Origin of the sequence: Halomonas borealis, from assembly GCF_004798905.1 — a bacterium.
Taxonomy (GTDB): domain Bacteria; phylum Pseudomonadota; class Gammaproteobacteria; order Pseudomonadales; family Halomonadaceae; genus Halomonas; species Halomonas borealis.
The window spans coordinates 126,559-146,641 of record NZ_SDMO01000004.1 but is presented as its reverse complement, the minus strand read 5'-3'; the positions used below and the strand labels follow the sequence as shown (position 1 = coordinate 146,641).

Sequence of the window (20,083 nt, the reverse complement as noted above, 5' to 3'; positions counted from 1 at the left end):
GGGAGCCCCCGATGACCGGTCTGTTTTCATCAGCCGGACACAAGAACGCCCGCCCTGCGGGCGTTCTTGTACTGGTGTTGATCCTACTGTTGCTGACGGGCTGCGCGACGACCCCGCAGCTCTCGCCCGCCACTCGCCAGGCGCTGCCGTCACAAGCCTTCAATGAGAGCGTACCCTTCCACGGCCAGCGCAAGTATCAGTGCGGCCCGGCGGCGCTGGCCATGTCCCTCGCGGCCGGCGGACGCGAGGTGAGCGTGGACACGCTGATTCCCCAGGTCTTCCTGCCCGACCGCCAGGGCAGCGTGCAACCCGAGATGCTGGCCACGGTGCGTCGCCACGGGCTGATCCCCTTCCGGATCGAGGGCGAGTTCGCGGCGCTGCTCGACGAGCTGGCCGCCGATCACCCGGTGGTGGTGATGCAGAACCTCTCGCTGCCGGCCTTTCCCCAGTGGCATTATGCCGTCGCCATCGGCTACGACCTGCCGGCCGAGGAACTCGTGCTGCATACCGGCATGACGCCACGGCGCTCCGTCGATTTCGCGCGCTTCAACGCCACCTGGGCACGCAGTGAACGCTGGGCCTTCGTCGCCCTTCCGCCGGGTGAACTGCCGGCCGGCGACAACCTCGACACGGCGACCCGCGCCATCGCCGATTTCGAGGCCCTGAACGGCAGCCAGGCGGCGCTTCCCGCCTGGCAGGCCCTGGCCGAGCGCCATCCCCACGCCGCCACCGTACGCTTCGCCCTGGGGAACGCGCGCCATGCCGGCGGCGACGCCGAGGGTGCCATGGCGGCCTTTCGAGAGGCCGTGACGGCGGACTCCGAGTTCGCCCCGGCGTGGCTGAACCTAGGACTGATCGCCAGCGAACAGGGGCGGCTCGACACCGCCCGTGAGGCGCTGTCGCGCGCCGCCGCGCTGCCCGGCCCCTGGCAGTCACGCGCCCGTCAGGAGCAACAGGCGCTGGAGACGGAGAACGCGCCATGAGCCTGGAGATCGTCCTCAAACGCGTCTATCAGGCCATCGAGCCCGACGATGGTGCCCGGGTGCTGGTCGACCGCCTGTGGCCTCGTGGCAAACGCCGCGAAGTGCTCGAACTGACCGACTGGTATCGCGATGCCTCGCCGTCACCCACCCTCAGGCGCCAGCTCCACGAAGGCGAGATCAGTGCCAGCGTCTTCGCGGTTCGCTATCGGGGCGAACTGCGCGACCACCCCGAGGCGCTGACACCGTTGATGCGGCGCGCCCGGTCCGGGCGCCTGACGCTGCTCTCGGCGGTTCGCGACCTCGAGGATTCTTACCTGCCGCTCCTGCGCGAGGCGCTGCTCAAGGCGCTGGAAGAGGAAGATGCCAGCGACCGCGAGCCCGCCTCCTCCCCCTGCTACGGGCGCGATCTCGACGCACCACGCTGACCGGGTGCTCGGCGTTGCCCCGATGCCCCGACACGTCGGGGCATCGGGGCGGGCCCGAGGCATCAGAACACTCGATTCAGCCCGTTCTGCGCCGCGACTCGGTAGGCCTCGGCCATGGTGGGATAGTTGAACGTCGTGCTGACGAAGTACTCGAGGCTGTTAGCGGCACCCGCCTGCTGCATGATGGCCTGGCCGATGTGGACGATCTCCGAGGCCTGGTCACCGAAGCAGTGGATGCCGTAGATCTCCAGGGTGTCCTGGTCGAACAGGATCTTCAGCATACCCACGGTATCGCCGGTGATCTGGGCCCGGGCGGTGTCCTTGAAGAAGGCCTGCGCCACCTCATAGGGCACCTTGGCCTCGGTCAACTCGCGCTCGTTGCGGCCGAAGGAACTGATCTCCGGGATGGTATAGATGCCGGTCGGCACCTCGCTGACGAAGCGATACTCGCGGTCGAGCAGCCCGTCACAGGCATTCAGGCCCTGATCATAGGCGGCGCTGGCGAGGCTCGGCCAGCCGATGACGTCGCCCGCCGCATAGATGTGCGGGATCGCCGTGCGGTAATGGTCATCGACCTGAAGTTGCCCGCGGCCGTTGGCCTCTAGGCCGACTTCCTCCAGCCCCAGTTGATCGGTGTTGCCGGTACGGCCATTGGCCCACAGGAAGGCATCGGCGCGCAGCCGCTTGCCGGACTTCAGGTACACGGTCACGCCCGACTCGTCGCCCTCGACCCGCTCATACTCCTCGTTATGGCGAATCAACACCCCGTGCTTGCGCAGGTGATAGGACAGCGCATCGCTGATTTCGTCGTCGAGGAAGGACAGCAGGCTATCGCGGCTGTTGATCAGGTCGACCTTGAGGCCGAGCCCCGAGAAGATCGAGGCATATTCACAACCGATCACCCCCGCCCCGAAGATGATCATGGTGCGCGGCGTATGGTTGAGGCCGAGGATGGTGTCGGAGCAGTAGATGCGCGGATGCCGGAAGTCGATATCCGCCGGCCGATAGGGCCGCGAGCCCGTGGCGATGATGATGCGCTTGGCCACCAGCTCCTCGCTGTGCTCACCCTCGCCACGCACCACCAGGGTATGTGCATCCTTGAAGCGTGCCACGCCGCCGAACAGGTCGATACGGTTGCGCGCATAGAAATTGGTCCGCATCTCGACCTGCTGGTCGATGGTCACGCGGGAGCGTTCCATCACCCGGGGAAACGAGAACCAGCGCGGTTCGCCGATGTCACGGAACATACGATTGGTGTTGAAGGACAGGATCTGCTTGACCTGGTGGCGCAGCGCCTTGGAGGGGATCGTGCCCCAATGGGTGCAGTTGCCCCCCACCACGGGCTGCTTCTCTATCACCGCCACGCGCTGGCCATGCTTGGCGGCATTGATGGCGGCGCTCTCGCCAGCCGGCCCGGTGCCGATCACCACCACATCGTAGTTATGGACTGCCATGAAGCCTTCGATCTCCTGTTATCCTGAAAAAGGCGAAGACGAGTGATTTTCCAGGCCACAACGCAAGAGGCGAGGAGCCCCTTGCCGTGCGGCCCCTCGCCTCTCGCTGCTCACATGCTCGCACTTTAGCGGCGTGCCGCGTCGTACCCCAGGTCCGCGCCACGGCTCTCGTCGCTGCGGCGGCGGGCACCGCCCTGCTTGCGACTCTCTTCTTCACAGACCTTGTCCTTGCCGCCACAGACCTCGCAGCCTTCCTTGAGGCCGAGCTTGTTGAGCCCGCCGCAGGTGCCGGCGATCGGCTTCTGGCCAAGGATGACGCCGACGGCCATGGCGGTCATGACCACCAGCATGAAGGCCAGTACCACGAGAAAGGTGCTCATAGGATCTCCATCGATATCGCTCTGGGTGTTGCCATTGGGACCACAACGACGGCGTGATGATCCCTGGGCTCGCCCCGAAAGGGCCGTCGCCTGATATGCCGCCCCCAAGGCGGCATATCGGGCGGCGGAACCGAACAGGGCTGGCCCGAAGGCCAGCCCTGACGGTCGCCGGCGAGCCATCAGCCGCCGAAGTCATCGAGCATGATGTTCTCGGGCTCGACACCGAGATCCAGCAGCAGCTTGATCACGGAGGCATTCATCATCGGTGGCCCGCACATGTAGTACTCGCAGTCCTCGGGAGCCGGATGGTCCTTGAGGTAGTTCTCGTAGAGGACGTTATGGATGAAGCCGGTCGGCCCCTCCCAGTTGTCCTCTGCCTGCGGGTCCGACAGCGCCAGATGCCATTCGAAGTTGTCGTGCTCCTCGGCCAGCTGGTCATACTCCTCGTTGTAGAAGGTCTCGCGCCAGGAGCGCGCACCGTACCAGAAGGAGATCTTGCGCTGGGTGTCGAGACGCTTGAGCTGGTCGAAGATATGACTACGCATCGGCGCCATGCCGGCACCACCACCGACGAAGACCATCTCGGCATCGCTGTCCTTGGCGAAGAATTCGCCGAAGGGCCCCATCACCTCGACCTTGTCACCCTCCTTCAGGCTGAAGGCGTAGGTAGACATCAGGCCCGGCGGGTGCCCGGTGTTGGGCGGCGGCGTGGCGATACGGATGTTGAACTTGAGGATGCCCTTCTCTTCCGGGTAGTTGGCCATCGAGTAGGCCCGGATGATTTCCTCGTCGTTCTTGTGGGAGACGTTGAACAGGCCGAACTTCTCCCAGTCGCCCCGGTACTCTTCCTCGATATCGAAGTCGGAGAACTTGATGTCATAGGACGGCGCCACCAGCTGCACGTAGCCGCCGGCACGGAAGGCCACGTCCTCGCCCTCGGGCAGACGCAGGTTGAGCTCCTTGATGAAGGTCGCGACGTTGGGGTTCTCGATGACCTCGCATTCCCACTTCTTGACGCCGAAGACCTCTTCCGGGACCTCGATCTTCATGTCCTGCTTCACCGGTACCTGGCAGGACAGGCGCCAGCCTTCCTTCTTCTCGCGCAGGGTGAAGTGAGACTCCTCGGTGGGCAGGATGGAGCCGCCGCCCTCACCCACACGGCACCGGCACTGGGCGCAGGAGCCGCCGCCACCACACGCGGAGGACAGGAAGATGCCGTTGGCGGCCAGGGTGTTCAGCAGCTTGCCGCCGGCCTGGGTGGTCAGGGTGTGATCGGGGTCGCCATTGACCTCGATGGTCACGTCCCCGGTGCTGACGAGCTTGCTGCGGGCGGCCAGGATCACCGCCGTCAGACCGATGATGATCATGGTGAACATGACCACACCGAGCAAGATGACTGTTGTATCAACCATGTCGGGTTCCTATTGCTAGCATTGCCTGGTCACCGGCGGCGCGAGGCGCCGCCGGAAGCCGTCTCAGAGCTGGATGCCGGAGAAGGACATGAAGCCCAGCGACATCAGGCCCACCGTGATGAAGGTGATACCGAGCCCTTGCAGGGAGCCCGGCACATCGCTGTACTTGAGCTTCTCGCGGATACCGGCCAGGGCGGTGATCGCCAGTGCCCAGCCCACTCCGGCGCCGAGGCCATAGACCACGGATTCGCCGAAGTTGTAGTTACGCTCGGACATGAACAGCGTTGCCCCGAGGATCGCGCAGTTCACGGTGATCAACGGCAGGAACACGCCCAGCGCGTTGTAGAGCGCCGGCACGTACTTGTCGAGGAACATCTCCATGATCTGCACGATGGCGGCGATCACGCCGATGTAGCTGAGAAAGCCGAGGAACGACAGGTCGATGTTCTCGGCGCCGGCCAGACCGGTCCAGGTCAGGGCCCCTTCGCCGAGCAGGTAGGTCAACAGCAGGTTGTTGACCGGCACGGTGATCACCAGGACCGCGATCACCGCGATCCCCAAGCCGATGGCCGAGGATACCTTCTTGGACACCGCCAGGAAGGTACACATGCCCAGGAAGAAGGCCAGGGCCATGTTCTCGACGAAGACCGAGGCGACGAACAGGCTGAGATAATGTTCCATCTTACACGGCCTCCTTCGGCTGGGTGTTTTCCTTCATCTTGAACTCGTTCTCCTCGACCTGCTCCGGGTTGATGGCGCGCAGCACCCAGATGATCAAGCCGATGATGAAGAAGGCCGACGGCGGCAACAGCATCAGGCCATTGGGCACGTACCAGCCACCGTTCTGCACGGTTTCGAGCACGGTGAAGCCGAACACGCTGCCGGAGCCGAACAGCTCGCGGAAGAAGCCGACGGTCATCAGGATGAAGCCATAGCCGATGCCGTTGCCGACGCCGTCCAGGAAGGACAGCCCCGGGCTGTTGGTCATGGCGAAGCCCTCGGCACGGCCCATCACGATGCAGTTGGTGATGATCAAGCCGACGAAGACCGATAGCTGCTTGGACATCTCATAGGCATAGGCCTTGAGAATCTGGTCCACCACGATCACCAGCGAGGCGATGATGGTCATCTGCACGATGATGCGGATCGACGACGGGATGTGGTGGCGGATCAGCGACACGAAGAAGTTCGAGAGCGCCGTGACGAAGATCACCGCCAGCGACATGACCAGCGATACGCTCATGCTGCTGGTCACCGCCAGCGCGGAGCAGATCCCCAGGATCTGCAGCGCGATGGGGTTATTCTTGAAGAGCGGCGTCAGCAGGACGCCTTTGGCAGTCGGTGCAGACATCTTCAGGCTCCTTCAGTATCGGTGGAGGTGTCCTGCATGGCGTCACGCTCGATACCGCTACGGAAGCGAGCGAGGTACTGACCGAAGCCCTCGGGGCTCAGCCAGAACTGCAGCAGGTTGGTGACACCCTTGCTGGTCAGCGAGGCACCGGAGAGCGCGTCGACCTCGGTCGCGTCGCTGGCTCCACCCTTGACCAGGGCGATGTCCGGCTGAACGCTCTCACCGTCGGCGAAGATTTCCTTGCCGTCCCACTGAGCCTTCCAGCGCGGATTGTCGACCTCACCACCGAGACCCGGGGTCTCGCCGTGGGAGTAGAACGTGATGCCTTCGATGGTGTTGCCGTCACCGCGCACCGCGAGGTAGCCACGCATCAGGCCCCACAGCCCCTGACCACGAACCGGCAGGATGACCTGCTCGGGGTCGTCGGCATCACCCACCAGGTAGATGGTGCTGTAGTTCTCCTGACGCGACAGCCCGGCGATGTCCTGCTCTCCGGAGAGCGTGCGGGACTGCGCCGGATCCTTGGCCGCCTGGAAGCTGTCGTAGGTCTGCGGGTCGAACTTGTCGGAGTAGTCGCCGTTGCGCAGGTCGACGACCCGCGCCGTGACCTGCTTGAAGGCCTCCTCGATGTCGGTGCCAGGCTCATAGAGCCCCGCCACGTCGAGGATGTTCGACTTACGATCCAGCTCCTGGTTGAGCTCCTGCTTGGCACGCAGGCCCACCGCGGCGGTGGAGACGATCACCGAACACACGATGCAAAGTGCGAACGCCACCGTCAGGATCTTCTTGATGGAGTTGTTGCTCTGTGCCATCAGGCGTTCTCCTCGGCCGGCACACTGGTCCGCTGCTGGCGGCGTTTGATGTTGGCCTGAACAAAGAAGTGGTCGATCAGCGGAGCGAACAAGTTGGCGAACAGGATCGCCAGCATGATGCCCTCCGGGAAGGCCGGGTTGACGACACGGATCAGCACGGTCATGACACCGATCAGCGCACCGAAGATGAAGCGACCCGGGTTGGTCATGGAGGCGGACACCGGATCGGTGGCCATGAACACCATGCCGAAGGCGAAGCCGCCGATCACCAGGTGCCAGTACCAGGGCATGGCGAACATGACGTTGGTATCGGAGCCGATCAGGTTGAACAGCAGGCTGGTCGCCACCATACCCAGGAACACGCCCAGCATGATTCGCCAGGAGGCGATCTTGGTCCACAGCAACACGGCCGCGCCGATCAGGATGGCCAGCGTCGAGGTCTCACCGACCGAGCCGGGGATGAAGCCAAGGAAGGCATCCCACCAGCTGAACTGGTCGGTCAACGCGCTCATGCCGTTCTGGAAGGCGGTGGACAGCGCGGTGGCACCGGTATAACCATCGGCCGGCACCCACACGGCATCGCCGGAGATCTGCGCCGGATAGGCGAAGTACAGGAAAGCACGGCCGGTCAGCGCCGGGTTGAGGAAGTTCTTGCCGGTACCGCCGAAGATTTCCTTGCCGATGACCACGCCGAAGGTAATGCCGAGCGCCACCTGCCACAGCGGAATGGTCGCCGGCAGGATCAGTGCATACAGCACCGAGGTGACGAAGAAGCCCTCGTTGACCTCATGGCCGCGCTTGATGGCGAACAGCACTTCCCAGAAGCCACCGATCACGAAGGTCACCAAGTAGATCGGCAAGAAGTAGGTGGCGCCGAGCACCAGGTTGCCCCACAGGCTGCCCGGATCGTGGCCGCCGGCCAGCGTCATGACGATCGCTTCGCGCCAGCCGCCCGCGGCACCGAAGCCGTCGGCGATGGCCACGTTGGCCTGCCAGCCGGCGTTCCACATGCCGAAGATCATGGCCGGGAAGGTGCAGAACCACACCGTGATCATGATGCGCTTCAGATCGATGCCATCACGCACGTGAGCCGTGGTCTTGGCGACGCTCGGCGGCGTGTAGAAGATGGTGTCCACCGCCTCGTAAAGCGGGTAGAACTTCTCGTACTTGCCGCCCTTGTGAAAGTGCGGCTCGAGATTGTCGAGTGTCTGTCGGATACCCATCATCAGGCCTCTTTCTCGATCATGGTGAGGTTATCGCGCAGGATGGGACCATATTCGTACTTGCCAGGGCACACGTAGGTGCACAGCGCCAGGTCCTCCTCATCCAGCTCCAGGCAACCCAGCTCCATCGCGGTCTCGATATCGCCGACGATCAGCGAACGCAGCAACTGGGTAGGCAGGATGTCCAGCGGCATCACTTCCTCGTAGGCACCCACCGGCACCATGGCACGCTCGGAGCCATTGGTGGAAGTGGTCGGCGCGTAGTTCTTCAGGCCCTTGATCCGCGACAGGTAGATGCCGAGCACCGAGTGGCGATTCGCACCCGGTGACAGCCAGCCGAGGAAGTCGCGCTTGTTGCCCTCCTCCAGCAGACTGAGCTGGCTGTTGAAGCGACCCACGTAACGCAGGCTGCCCTCGACGGCGAAGCCGGAGAACACCGAACCGGAGATCACCCGGGTATCATCGGGCTCGCGGACCTCGCCGGCCAGCAGCTCCTCGGTGTTCGCGCCCAGGCGAGTGCGCAGCAGGCGCGGCTTCTCGGCGCGCGGGCCACCCACGGCCACGACCCGCTCGACATCGAGCTTGCCTTCGGTGAACAGCTTGCCGAAGGCGATCACATCCTGGTAGCCGATGTGCCAGACCGTCTTCTGCAGGCCCACGGGCGAGAGATGATGGATATGGGTCCCGACCAGGCCGGCCGGATGCACACCGCCGAAGGTTTCGGTCTGCACGCCCTGGACATCACCGCCAGGCAGTTCAGCGCCCGGTGCGGTGCACAGGAACACCTTGCCTTCGGTCAGTCGCGTCAGCACCTTGAGACCGTCTTCGAAGGCCTGGGACTGGCCCTGGACGATCGTCGCGGGGTCGGCGGACAGCGGATGGGTATCGACGGCGGTGACAAAGATGTCGTTCGGCACGCTATCGATGGCGGGGGTGCGGGAGAAAGGACGGGTGCGCAGCGCGGTCCAGAGGCCGGATTCGAGCAGCTGGTCGACCACGGCCTGTCGCTCCAGGGAGGCCAGCTTGTCACGGCCGTGGGAGCTGAACTCCACCGCCTCTTCGGACTCATCGACCTTGATCACCACCGACAGCAGCCTGCGTTTCTCACCGCGGTGGATGGCGACGACCTCACCGGCCGCCGGGGCCGTGAAGCGAACGCCATCGATCTTCTTGTCCGTGAAGAGCAGTTCGCCCAGTTTGACCTTATCCCCTTCCCGGACCTCCATGGTCGGCTTCATGCCGATATAGTCGGTGCCGAGAACCGCCACATGGCGCACCGGACGCGCGTCCTCGACACGCTGCTCCGGGGCTCCCGTGATGGGGAGATCCAGGCCTTTCTTGACTTCGATCATAGTCTCGCCCAGTTGATGGATCTGATATACGAAGGAAAGGGGTGCGATTGGATCGGATTCTTGTATTTTGTTCAGAATGTAACCAGTCGGGCCCGAGGCGAGCTCGAACCACCCCGAAAAATCCCCCGTATTATAAAGAGAAGCCAGTGGAATGACTACCTGCCGGAAGGTCATACGACCCCGCCGATGACGAGTAACGACGTGTCACGCAGAGGGCTGAAAAAGCGTTGAACGAAGGTATGACGGCGGGCGCCCCGACCGCTGGCCGGGGCGCGATGGCGCGAAGGGGAAGGGTTTAGCCCTGGGCGCGGGGCAGCTTGCGGAAGGCCACGTTGGAGATGTGCTGCAGGATGCGGATCACCTGGCAGCTGTAACCGAACTCGTTGTCATACCACACGTAGAGCACGGCATGCTTGCCGTTGGCGATCGTCGCCTGAGCGTCGACGATGCCGGCATGCCGGTTGCCGACGAAGTCGGTGGACACCACCTCGGGCGAGTCGACGTAGTCGATCTGCTTCTGGTACTCGGAATCGATCGACATCCGACGCAGATAGTCGTTGAGCGACGCCACGTCGGTCTCGCGCTCCAGGGTCAGATTGAGGATCGCCATGGAGACGTTGGGCGTCGGCACACGGATGGCATTGCCGGTCAGCTTGCCGCCCAGCTCCGGCAGCGCCTTGGCGACCGCCTTGGCGGCACCGGTCTCGGTCAGCACCATGTTGAGCGGGGCACTGCGGCCGCGACGATCGCCCTTGTGGTAGTTATCGATCAGGTTCTGATCGTTGGTGTAGGAGTGCACCGTCTCGACGTGACCGTGATCGATGCCGTACTCGTCATTGAGCGCCTTGAGGGCCGGCACGATGGCATTGGTGGTGCAGGACGCCGCCGAGATGATGCGATCATCGGTATTGATGTCCAGGTGGTTGATGCCATACACGATGTTCTTGACGTCGCCCTTGCCCGGCGCGGTCAGCAGCGCCTTGGCCACGCCCTTGCAGGCCAGGTGTTGACCCAGGCCATCCGCATCGCGCCAGATGCCGGTGTTATCGACCACCACGGCGTTGTCGATGCCGTAGTCGGTGTAATCGATCTCGGCCGGTGAGTCGGCGTAGATCACCCGGATGACGTTACCGTTGGCGGTCAGGGTACGCGCCTCGACATCGATGCTGATGGTGCCCTCGAAGGGGCCGTGAACGCTGTCACGACGCAGCAGGCTGGCGCGCTTCTCGAGGTCCTTGGCGATATCGCCGCGGCCGCGCACCACGATGGCGCGCAGGCGCAGCAGGTTGCCGCCGCCGGCCTTCTCGACCAGCACCCGCGCCAGGATACGGCCGATGCGGCCGAAGCCGTAGAGCACCACGTCCTTGGGCTCGCCGGTGCCGGTATCGATATCATGACCATCGACGATCTCGGCCAGCTCCTTGCGCAGGAAGGCCACGGCATCGCCGCCGCCCTGCTTCTTGTAGGCCACGCCCAGCTTGCCCACGTCGACGTGAGCGGGCCCCAGGTTCAGCTCACCCATGGCCTTGACCAGCGGGAAGGTGTCCTCGACAGACAGCTCGGTGCCCTCGACCTTGCGCACGAACCGATGGTCCTTGAGGATGCGGATCACGCTGCGATTGAACAGCGAACGACCGTACAGGGTGGTCACGACGTTATTGTGGCGATACAGGCTGCCGATCATCGGGATCATCTGCTCGGCGAGCGCCTGGTTGTCGTGCCACTCCTGGAAGACGGTATCGTGGGGTTGCTGGCTCACGTGGGTGCCTCTCCGTGGGGTTGAGATTCGTCGAGCATTATCCGGGGCCCACCTCGGCAGGGCAATCTCGAGATGGTCGCAGACGCTGTAGGGGATTTACAGGAATTCGCGTTTCACTACATGACGCAGCCAGGCTGTTATGATGCCCCAAGCCACCCATTGGACACGATGCAAGCGACGCCCATGCCGACCTTCTCGCCTCTCGACCCGCCTCGCCCGACGGGCCTGCGCGACACCCTCTACTGGCAGACGCCTCCCGGCAGCGCGACCGCGCTGTCGCTGGCGCATCTCGCCGAGGACGCCCCGCTGCTGGTGATCACCGCCGACACCGCCGCCGCCCAGCGTCTCGAAAACGACCTGGCCTTCTACTCGCGGCTGCCGGTGCTGCCCTTCCCCGACTGGGAGACGCTGCCCTACGACAGTTTCTCCCCGCACCAGGACATCGTCTCGGCCCGCCTGCGCACCCTGCGCTGCCTGCAGGATGGCGAGCACGGCATCGTGTTGGTGCCGATCAACACCCTGATGCAGCGGCTGCCGCCGGTCGACTATATCGCCGGCCGGGTGATGACCCTCGAAGTGGGCACGACGCTCGACCGCGAAGGCTTCCGCGACCGCCTCTCCCGCGCCGGTTACCGCGCCGTGGAGACGGTCTTCGAGCCCGGCGAATACGCGCTGCGCGGCGCCCTGATCGACCTCTTCCCGATGGGCTACGATGCCCCGCTGCGCATCGACCTGTTCGACGACGAGATCGACACCCTGCGCCACTTCGACCCCGACACCCAGCGCAGCGCCGACCGGGTCGAGCGCATCGAGCTGCTGCCGGCCCACGAATACTCCTTGTCGCGCGGCGCCATCGCCTGCTTCCGTGAGGGCTTCGAGACGCTGTTCGACGTCGACCCGCGGCAGTGCCCGCTGTATGTGGACGCCCTCAAGGGCATCCCCTCCCCCGGCCTCGAGCAGTACCTGCCGCTGTTCTTCGATGAGACGGCGACGCTGTTCGAGCACCTGGCCGAAGGCACCCGGGTGGCGCTGTTGCCTGGCGCCTTCGAGGCCGCCGAGCACCACTGGGCGGCGATTGAGAGTCGCTATGAAAACCTCGGCGTCGACCCCACCCGACCGCTGCTGCCGCCGCATCGCGCCTTCGTGCCGGTCGCCGAGGCCTTCGGCGCCATCAAGCGCCATCCGCGCGTCGAGCTCACCGACGACCCCGAGCATCGCCACGCCGTGACGCCCGCCGCCCGTCCGGCCCCTAGCCTGCCGATCAATGCTCGAGCCAAGCGCCCACTGGCCGAGCTCGAGCACTTCCTCGCCGCGCACGAGGCCACCCGGGTACTGTTCGTCGCCGAGTCTCGCGGGCGCCGCGAGGCGCTGGAAGAGACCCTGGCGCCGCTGAACCTCGCCCTGCCCCATGTCGACGACTTCGCCACCTTCCTCGACGGCGAGACACGCACCGCCATCACCGAGGGCACCATCGACGCCGGCCTATGGCTCGAGACGCCGGACCTCGCGGTGATCGGCGAGACCGAACTCTACGGCGAGGTCGTACGCCAGAGCCGACGCCGCGAGCGCGCCACCGATGACAACGAACTGGCCATTCGCCACCTGGCCGAGCTCAAGCCCGGCGCGCCGGTGGTCCACCAGGCCCATGGCGTGGGCCGCTACAAGGGCCTGGAGACGCTCGAGGCCGGCGGCCAGGCGGCGGAATTCGTCACCCTGGAATACGCCGATGGCGCCCGGCTCTACGTGCCGGTGGACAGCCTGCACCTGATCTCGCGCTATGCCGGCGTCGACGACGAGCTGGCACCGCTGCACAAGCTGGGCTCCGACCAGTGGGACAAGGCCAGGAAGAAGGCCGCCGAGAAGATCCGCGACACCGCCGCCGAGCTGCTCGACGTCTATGCCCGCCGCGAGGCCCGGGAAGGCTTCGCCTGCGCGCCACCCGACGCCGACTATGCCCGCTTCACCGCCAGCTTCCCCTTCGAGGAAACGCCCGATCAGCGCGTCGCCATCGAATCGGTGGTCGGTGACATGACCGCGCCGCGCCCCATGGACCGCGTGGTGTGCGGCGACGTCGGCTTCGGCAAGACCGAGGTGGCGATGCGCGCCGCCTTCCTGGCCGTGCACTCCGGCCGGCAGGTGGTGGTGCTGGTACCCACCACCCTGCTCGCCCGCCAGCATTACGAGAACTTCCGCGACCGCTTCGCCGATACCGCGGTGAACATCGAGCTGGTCTCGCGCTTCACCGGCGGCCAGGGCCAGAGCGCCGCCACCAAACGCATCGAGGACGGCCAGGCCGATATCGTCATCGGCACCCACAAGCTGCTCTCCAAGTCGATGCACTTCCCCCAGATGGGCCTGCTCGTGATCGACGAGGAGCACCGTTTCGGGGTCGCCCAGAAGGAGCGCCTGAAGGGCCTGCGCGCCGAGGTCGACATCCTGACGCTCACCGCCACACCGATTCCGCGCACCCTCAACATGGCCATGAGTGGCATCCGCGACCTGTCGATCATCGCCACACCCCCGGCTCGGCGGCTATCGGTGAAGACCTTCGTGCAGCAACGCGACGAGGCGGTCATCAAGGAGGCGGTGCTGCGCGAGATCCTGCGTGGCGGCCAGGTCTACCTGCTGCACAACGAGGTCAAGACCATCGAGACCAGCGCCGAGGCGCTGCGTGCGCTGGTCCCCGAGGCGCGGGTCGGCGTGGCCCACGGCCAGCTGCCCGAACGCGCCCTGGAACGGGTGATGTCGGACTTCTACCATAAGCGCTTCAACGTGCTGGTATGCTCGACCATCATCGAGACCGGCATCGACGTGCCCAGCGCCAACACCATCATCATCGAACGCGCCGACAAGTTCGGCTTGGCCCAGCTGCACCAGTTGCGTGGCCGGGTCGGCCGCAGCCACCACCAGGCCTACGCCTACCTGCTGGCCCCGCCACCGCGAGCCATGAGCCGCGACGCCGTCAAGCGCCTGGAAGCCATCAGCCAGGCCGAGGACCTGGGCGCCGGCTTCACCCTGGCCAGCCACGACATGGAGATCCGCGGCGCCGGCGAACTGCTCGGCGACGAGCAGAGCGGGCAGATGGAGGCGCTCGGCTACAGCCTCTACATGCAGATGCTCGACCGTGCGGTGAAGGCGATTCGCGAAGGCAAGACACCCAATATCGAGGCGCCGCTCGACGAAGGCGTGGAAGTCAGCCTCAACCTAGCGGCCTTGATTCCCGACGACTACCTCCACGATATCCAGCAACGCCTGGTGATGTACAAGCGTATCGCCGGCGCCGAGAACGAGGCCGAGCTCAAGGAGCTGCAGGTGGAGCTGATCGACCGTTTCGGCCTGCTGCCGACGCCGGTCAAGACCCTGTTGCGCCAGACCCGCCTGCGTCAGCGCGCCGAACGACTCGGCATCGCCCGCCTCGAGGCCGGCCCCGAGAAGGGTCGAGTGATCTTCGCCGGCCACACCGGCGTCGACCCGCTGACCCTGGTGGAGCTGATCCAGCGCCAGCCCGAGCGCTACCGCCTGGAGGGGGCCGACACGCTACGCTTCGAGGCCGACATGGCCGACCCGGAAGCCCGCTTCAGCACGGTCGAGGAACTCCTCGGACTCTTCAATCGCAAGGCCGAGGCGGCATGACAGGGGCGAGGAAGCGAGAGACGAGAACACCCTCGCGCCTCGAACCGTAATCCTGTCCCACTGGCGAACCGACGCCGGCTCGGGCACTCTAACGCCCAAGGGTGTCCGCCTCGGCCACGAGGCGGACGTCCACGATCCATCAGACGAGACGACCAAGATGACCTGTGCTCCCCTACACGGCTCGCTGGCCCGCACGACCCTACTGGTCGGGCTGACCGCCGCCCTCGCCGCCCCGCTGCAGGCCAACGAGGACCTGCCTCGTGGCTATTACATGCTGCCCGAGGAAGGCGACCTGATCGGCGAGGTCACGACCGTCGAGGCCGATGAGGAAGACACCCTGATCGATATCGGCCATGAACACGGTATCGGCTACCAGAGCATGGTGCGCGCCAATCCGGATGTCAGCGTCTGGTATCCCGGCGAAGGCACCGAAGTGACGATCCCCGGCCAATTCATCCTGCCCGATGCGCCGCAGACCGGCATCGTGATCAACGTCGCCGAGATGCGCCTCTACTATTATCCGCCGGCCGTGGAAGGCGAACCACGCACCGTCCAGACCTACCCGCTGGGCGTGGGCCGCCAGGATTGGAAAACGCCGCTGGGCAAGACCACCATCACCCAGAAGGTCAGCAATCCCGCCTGGTACCCGCCCGCCTCCATTCGCCGCGAGCACGCAGAAGCCGGCAATCCGCTGCCGAGCGTCGTGAAACCCGGGCCCGACAACCCCATGGGCACCCGCAAGATGCGCCTCGGCATCCCCGGCTACCTGATTCACGGCACCAACAAGCCGGAAGGCGTGGGCATGCGCGTCACGCATGGCTGCGTGCGGATGCTGCCGGACGACGTGGAGACCCTGTTCGACCAAATCTCGGTGGGCACCCAGGTACGGATCATCAACGAGAACTTCAAGCTGGGCTGGGCCGATGACACCCTCTACGTCCAAGCCTACCCCTACCTGGACGACGAGCAAGGCGCCACCATCCAGCGCGTTACCGAGGCGCTGGACCAGGTGGATGCCAGCATCGAAGGGCTCGATTACCCGGTCGACTACTCCCGCCTGCGCGAAGTCGTGGAGGTGCCGGGTGGCATGCCGGTCGCCCTGGAGGAGCCGCCGAAACCCGAGCCCGCGCCACGCTTCTACGAGCAACTCGAGCTGGTCTCCGCCGAGGCCACGGCGAACGAGACGACCCAGGGCTAACGCCGCCCGACCGTCTCGGTATGCACAACGAAGGGGCCCGGCAATGCCGGGCCCCTTCGAGTTTCGATCACGACGCATCAGTGCGATGCCGGCCCTCATCATGGCTGGCTTCGTGCCTGTGCGCCGCGCGGCCCGAGGCCGCCGGATCAGAAGGCTTCGCGTCACTCGTCGACACCGAAGGGTTCACGCCGGTGGACGATGACGCTCGCCCCCAGCGCCAGCCCCAGGGTGATCACGGCATCATGCAACAGGGTCACCCGTGGCGTACCGGCAAGCCCACGACGTCTCAGCCGCCGAAGTCCCAGCTCAGGCGCGCATTGATCCGCCCTTCCCGAGACGCATCCTCCACGGGACGATCACCGATGGGATAGGCATACTCGAGCCCCAGGCGATACACATCGCCATGGCTTAGCTCGAACCCGGTCGCCACCGAGGCCAGGTCGTATTCCAGCTCGTTGCCGTTGAACTCGGTATGCGCCCCGTCCACGACCAGGTAAGGCGCGACATGCGAGGCCCAGGAAGACGCTAGCGCATGGCGATAGCGCAGCTCGACCTCGCCGGCATAACCGCGCTCGCCTTCGGCCTCACCGTCGTCGTAACCACGCGCGAAACGGCTGGCGCCGTATTGGCCGTGCTCCGGCGCCGGTAGATCATCCTCCGACCAGAAACCCGTCATGCGCATCGACAGGCGCAGGCTCGGCGTCAATGCCTCGAGCCAGCGGCCCTGTAGCGCGAAGCGGGTGAACTTCAACTCCTCTGTACCAATGCCCTCCCCCTGGAAGCCGTTGACGACGTTGCGCACACGCGACGTGGTACGGCTAGCGCCCAGGTCGATGCCCTGGCGTACCTCGGCGCTCGCCTCGAGGCGCCGATCGGCACTGCCCTGACGATAACGCGTGCCTAGTTCGAGGGTCGAATAGCGCAGCTCCTGACGCGCCACCAGGTCGGGGCCGATGTCCGAGCGATAGCGATAGTCGGCGGTCTCATTGAGATGCTCAATATTAGCCGCGATGTTCCACAGACGGTGGCGCTCCAACACCAGCGGGTAATCGAAGCCCAGGCGATAGCGGTCGCGCTCCTTCTCTTGGGCCACCTCATAGGGCAGCCCACCCACCACGGCGGTTTCTTCCTCGTCCCCCTCGAAGCGCTGGGCGCTCATCGTCAGGCGCAGGCCATCGGTGCCAAGCTCCTGGCGATACTGCGCCGCATAGAAGGTATCGTCGTTATCGACCGGCATCAGGTAGGCGAAGGAGAGCGTCTCCGCATAGGGGGTGTGACTGTGCAGGGCCAGGTTGCCGATCACCTGGGTATCGTTCTTGTCACCGCCGCCGAGCGTCAGGCCCGCATCGATGCGATCACTTTCGCGTTGCTCGACGCGCAACGTAGTGGCGCCGGACGGCCTTGACGCTCAAACGCGCTCCCGGAATGCGCTCGATAAGCCCCGTGTAACGCTCGAAGGTCTCGCGCGTCAGTGGGCGCTCTTCTAGCATCCGCGACGCCAGACGTTCCACGCGCTGGGCCACCGCCGTATCCTCCACGGCGATCTCGGTGCGGGCGATGTATCCCTCGACCACGATCACGGTCAGGGTATCGTTCTGGAAGTTGTTGCCAGGGAGGTAGGCGTAGGAAAGCGGGTAGCCTGCATCCTGGTAGCGTTGGGTAATCTGTTCCGCGGCCTCGACCAGGCGACTCACGGCCACCCGCTGCCCCACGAGAGGCTGCAGAGGAGCGCTCAGGGTATCCAGATCGAAGACACTCCCGCCACGGATCCTGACGCTGGCCACCGGCACCTGTGTCTCGGGGCTCATCCTGCCGGCGGCGCCGGGCAGGCTGACCTCCCCACCACTGTCACGCTGTCGCTCCAGCACATCCTGAACCGGAGGCCTCATGGTCGGCTGACGCTCGTCGATCCACGACGGTAGATCGTCCGCCTGAGCGTCGGTCGATGACAACCCGCATACCGATACGAGTATCAGCGGAACGACATCCCATTGCACCCGGTGCCCGCCTAACCTTGGCATCATATTGTTGTCCCTGCGTTTTATTCAGTTCCCCATGCGCCGTCGCAGCATTATCGTGTGAGCGTTGGGCACACCGGCTTCGCCGCTTTATCGAAGCGTTTCATACCGAAGACTGAAGTCAGATTAGTATAAATCTCATGCCCTATGGCAACCATGGAGCGGGCGCATGAATACGATCGTTCAGGCCGCCCATCGGCCGCTGCCGGCCACAAGGCGCCCACACGGAAAAGGGCCCGGCGTTCGCCGGGCCCTAATACCTAAGGCGTGATAGCGGGATCAGGGCCGACCCAGCAGACCGCCGACCACCTTATCGAGCAGCCCTCCGCCGCCGGCATCGCTTCCGGCATCGGCCTCATCCTTACCGACGCCGCCGCCACCCGACTGGCCACTCGTCAGGTCATCCACGGTGCCGGTCACACCGCTCAGCGCGCCACCGCTCACGCCATCCACGGCGTCGGTCACGCCGTCCACGGTATGGGAGACACCACCGAGCAGGCCACCATCGCCACCCAGCGAGCCGCCACCCGCACCATCGCCACCGCTCACACTGCCCAGCAGAGCACCGTCACCGCCGGTAACGCCACCCAACAGACCGTCGTCGCCACCGGTCACGCCACCCAGCAGGCCACCATCGCCACCGGTCACGCCGCCCAGCAGGCCACCATCGCCGCCGGTCACGCCACCCAGCAGGCCACCATCGCCGCCGGTCACGCCACCCAGCAGGCCACCATCGCCGCCGGTGACGCCACCCAGCAGGCCACCATCGCCACCGGTCACGCCGCCCAGCAGGCCACCATCGCCACCGGTCACACCGCCAAGCAGACCACCGTCACCGCCGAGCAGGCCGCCGCCAGAAGACAAGCCACCCGCCAATAGGCCGTCATCGCCGACGATTCCGCCGTCACCACCGACCAGCAGGCCGCCGGTCACGCCGTCCAGCAAGCCGCCGTTACCATCGCTGACGTCGCCCAGCAGGTCGCCATTGCCACCATTCGAGGACAAGAGGCCACCGGCATCGTCCACCAACTGCCCGGTGGAGGTCACCAGGTCTCCGACGCCTGCGAGCTTCACCCTGTCTCCCAGTCGTTCGCCCAGCAACACGACGGCACCCCCGGCTTTACCCAACAGGCGACTCCCCACGGGGCCGACCACCAGTGCATCACCGAGTCGCTGCGTGGTGCCTTCCAGGTTCACGACCAACGGCCTGACCACACCGGTCAGCTCGCGCGTCAGGCCCGACAGATGGCCGTCTTCGTCGGTCAGCGTGACGGTCAGGCGATCACCCACCGCGGTGATCGTGGCGCCGAGCTGGTCGACCGTGCCGCCCGCGCTGGCAAGCACCCCGGTGCCATCTTCCACCTGCATCAGCACCGGCAAGGAGCCCAGCCCCTCGACGATGCCGCCCGTGCTGCTGACGGCCTTGCCGGCCTGTGACACCAGCCCCGTCGCGCCGCCAAGGGTCGTGCCCAGGGCATTGTCGTTCTCGCTGAGGTTGCCGAGCCCATCACGTAGCCCCGAGGACTGGCTGTCGACGCCGCCGCCCAAGTCCTTGACGACCTGGCCGGTACCATCGGTCACGCTACTGACCACGGGCGGATTCACCTGCTGAATCTTGCCACCCAGCGTCGTGACGGTGTTGCCCACCGCCCCCGTGGCGTCGGCGGCATCCCGAATGACCCGCTCACTGCTGGTAGACGTATCGCCTGAACCATCGTCACCACCCCCATCACCGGGGCCATCGCCACCACCCCCATCACCGGGGTCATCGCCACCACCCCCATCACCGGGGTCATCACCACCATCGGAGCCGTTACCACCGCCGGAACCATTGCCACCATCGGTGCCATCACCGCCGCCGGATTCCATGCCACCGTTGCCGCCATCGAGCGGCTGAGAGATGTCCGAGCTCCCGCTGCAACCGGCCAGCGAGATCGCCAGCACCAGCGCTGTCAGGGGGGAGAGACGCGTCTTGAGCTCTGTGTTCCCTGCCATCGTTATGCCCCTCTTTATTTTCCAGAAGCATCGTTGACCACTGGGGGTTCGATGCCGGATGAGGATGACTGTCTTGCTAAGGGAAGCG

General features: G+C 65.3%; 16 protein-coding genes. 4 read left to right on the top strand and 12 right to left on the bottom strand.

Going from position 1 to position 20,083, the window contains the following annotated elements; genetic code table 11:
• Positions 1-11 precede the first annotated feature (11 nt).
• Positions 12-983: a PA2778 family cysteine peptidase gene (locus ETC07_RS06180; protein ID WP_136247628.1), complete on the top strand. Its 972-nt coding sequence runs from the start codon at positions 12-14 to the stop codon at positions 981-983.
• Entirely contained in the window at positions 980-1,408 is a 429-nt protein-coding gene (locus ETC07_RS06175; RefSeq protein ID WP_136247627.1) for a DUF488 domain-containing protein, read from the top strand. Before ETC07_RS06180 ends, ETC07_RS06175 begins: the two co-directional genes overlap by 4 nt.
• A 62-nt stretch (positions 1,409-1,470) precedes the next feature.
• Here the strand turns inward: ETC07_RS06175 and sthA are convergent, their stop codons facing one another.
• The 9 genes from sthA to ETC07_RS06130 all read right to left on the bottom strand — a co-directional run bounded on the left by sthA (position 1,471) and on the right by ETC07_RS06130 (position 11,151).
• Positions 1,471-2,862: a Si-specific NAD(P)(+) transhydrogenase gene (sthA, locus tag ETC07_RS06170; RefSeq protein ID WP_136247626.1), complete on the bottom strand. Its 1,392-nt coding sequence runs from the start codon at positions 2,860-2,862 to the stop codon at positions 1,471-1,473.
• A gap of 125 nt (positions 2,863-2,987) precedes the next feature.
• Positions 2,988-3,242 (bottom strand): (Na+)-NQR maturation NqrM, encoded by a 255-nt coding sequence (gene nqrM, locus ETC07_RS06165; RefSeq protein ID WP_136247625.1) that lies wholly within the window; start codon positions 3,240-3,242, stop codon positions 2,988-2,990.
• A gap of 179 nt (positions 3,243-3,421) precedes the next feature.
• The gene (gene nqrF / locus ETC07_RS06160; protein WP_136247624.1) at positions 3,422-4,654 is read right to left on the bottom strand and encodes an NADH:ubiquinone reductase (Na(+)-transporting) subunit F; all 1,233 of its coding nucleotides are present in this window, start codon (positions 4,652-4,654) and stop codon (positions 3,422-3,424) included.
• A gap of 63 nt (positions 4,655-4,717) precedes the next feature.
• Positions 4,718-5,335, bottom strand: a complete 618-nt coding sequence (nqrE, locus tag ETC07_RS06155) for an NADH:ubiquinone reductase (Na(+)-transporting) subunit E (protein ID WP_136247623.1) — start codon at positions 5,333-5,335, stop codon at positions 4,718-4,720.
• A 1-nt stretch (position 5,336) separates the two neighbouring features.
• A complete protein-coding gene (locus ETC07_RS06150) occupies positions 5,337-6,005 on the bottom strand; it encodes an NADH:ubiquinone reductase (Na(+)-transporting) subunit D (RefSeq protein ID WP_136247622.1) in 669 nt (222 codons plus the stop codon).
• A 2-nt stretch (positions 6,006-6,007) separates the two neighbouring features.
• Positions 6,008-6,817 carry a Na(+)-translocating NADH-quinone reductase subunit C gene (locus tag ETC07_RS06145; protein WP_136247621.1) on the bottom strand — a complete coding sequence of 270 codons (810 nt, stop codon included), beginning with the start codon at positions 6,815-6,817 and terminating at the stop codon, positions 6,008-6,010.
• A complete protein-coding gene (locus ETC07_RS06140; protein ID WP_136247620.1) occupies positions 6,817-8,043 on the bottom strand; it encodes an NADH:ubiquinone reductase (Na(+)-transporting) subunit B in 1,227 nt (408 codons plus the stop codon). Before ETC07_RS06140 ends, ETC07_RS06145 begins: the two co-directional genes overlap by 1 nt.
• Positions 8,043-9,392 carry a Na(+)-translocating NADH-quinone reductase subunit A gene (locus tag ETC07_RS06135; protein WP_136247619.1) on the bottom strand — a complete coding sequence of 450 codons (1,350 nt, stop codon included), beginning with the start codon at positions 9,390-9,392 and terminating at the stop codon, positions 8,043-8,045. Before ETC07_RS06135 ends, ETC07_RS06140 begins: the two co-directional genes overlap by 1 nt.
• 295 nt (positions 9,393-9,687) lie before the next feature.
• Positions 9,688-11,151 (bottom strand): glyceraldehyde-3-phosphate dehydrogenase, encoded by a 1,464-nt coding sequence (locus ETC07_RS06130; RefSeq protein WP_136247618.1) that lies wholly within the window; start codon positions 11,149-11,151, stop codon positions 9,688-9,690.
• A 183-nt stretch (positions 11,152-11,334) separates the two neighbouring features.
• On the opposite strand from ETC07_RS06130, the gene mfd reads away from it, so the two are divergent.
• Both mfd and ETC07_RS06120 read left to right on the top strand, forming a co-directional pair.
• The gene (gene mfd, locus ETC07_RS06125) at positions 11,335-14,784 is read left to right on the top strand and encodes a transcription-repair coupling factor (protein WP_205742515.1); all 3,450 of its coding nucleotides are present in this window, start codon (positions 11,335-11,337) and stop codon (positions 14,782-14,784) included.
• A 157-nt stretch (positions 14,785-14,941) separates the two neighbouring features.
• Positions 14,942-15,982, top strand: coding sequence for a L,D-transpeptidase family protein (locus ETC07_RS06120; RefSeq protein ID WP_136247616.1), 1,041 nt, complete (start codon positions 14,942-14,944; stop codon positions 15,980-15,982).
• Positions 15,983-16,268: 286 nt separating this feature from the next.
• Here ETC07_RS06120 and ETC07_RS06115 read toward each other — a convergent pair whose 3' ends face one another.
• The 3 genes from ETC07_RS06115 to ETC07_RS15980 all read right to left on the bottom strand — a co-directional run bounded on the left by ETC07_RS06115 (position 16,269) and on the right by ETC07_RS15980 (position 19,995).
• Positions 16,269-17,363 carry a ShlB/FhaC/HecB family hemolysin secretion/activation protein gene (locus ETC07_RS06115; protein WP_240724572.1) on the bottom strand — a complete coding sequence of 365 codons (1,095 nt, stop codon included), beginning with the start codon at positions 17,361-17,363 and terminating at the stop codon, positions 16,269-16,271.
• Positions 17,338-17,871, bottom strand: coding sequence for a POTRA domain-containing protein (locus tag ETC07_RS15890; protein ID WP_240724571.1), 534 nt, complete (start codon positions 17,869-17,871; stop codon positions 17,338-17,340). Before ETC07_RS15890 ends, ETC07_RS06115 begins: the two co-directional genes overlap by 26 nt.
• Positions 17,872-18,279: 408 nt before the next feature.
• Complete coding sequence (locus ETC07_RS15980; protein ID WP_136247615.1) at positions 18,280-19,995, bottom strand: collagen-like triple helix repeat-containing protein; 1,716 nt, start codon at positions 19,993-19,995, stop codon at positions 18,280-18,282.
• Positions 19,996-20,083: the final 88 nt, after the last annotated feature.